The sequence below is a fragment of the Mesorhizobium sp. M4B.F.Ca.ET.214.01.1.1 genome, assembly GCF_004791545.1.
GTDB lineage: Bacteria > Pseudomonadota > Alphaproteobacteria > Rhizobiales > Rhizobiaceae > Mesorhizobium > Mesorhizobium abyssinicae.
Map to the genome: position 1 here is coordinate 1 of NZ_SRUX01000278.1, position 286 is coordinate 286.

A 286-nucleotide genomic window follows, 5' to 3' on the forward strand; every position below is an offset into this window, starting at 1 on the left:
GGCTGCCTGGCCGGCGCCGTCACCGCCGCAATGGACGACGCGCCCGGCCATCGGCTTCAGGATCGGTTCGGCGGTGGCGAAAGCCTCATCGGAGCCGCCGGCCATGAAGGTCAGCGTGCCGGCCGCCGCGCCACCGGTGCCGCCCGAGACAGGCGCGTCGATCGAGGGCAGGCCATGCTTGGCGGCAATGGCATGCGCCTTGCGCGCCGATTCGACATCGATCGTCGAGGAATCGATGAACAGCGCGCCTTTCTTGGCTTTCGGCGCGATGTCTTCGTAAACCGAC

The 286-nt window shown here is 68.5% G+C and carries 1 protein-coding gene; it reads right to left on the minus strand.

Annotation, left to right across the window (positions count from 1 at the left end; genetic code table 11):
- Positions 1–286, minus strand: a 286-nt coding sequence (locus tag EN857_RS34245; protein ID WP_245521693.1) for an NAD(P)-binding domain-containing protein, incomplete at both ends; no start/stop codon positions are given.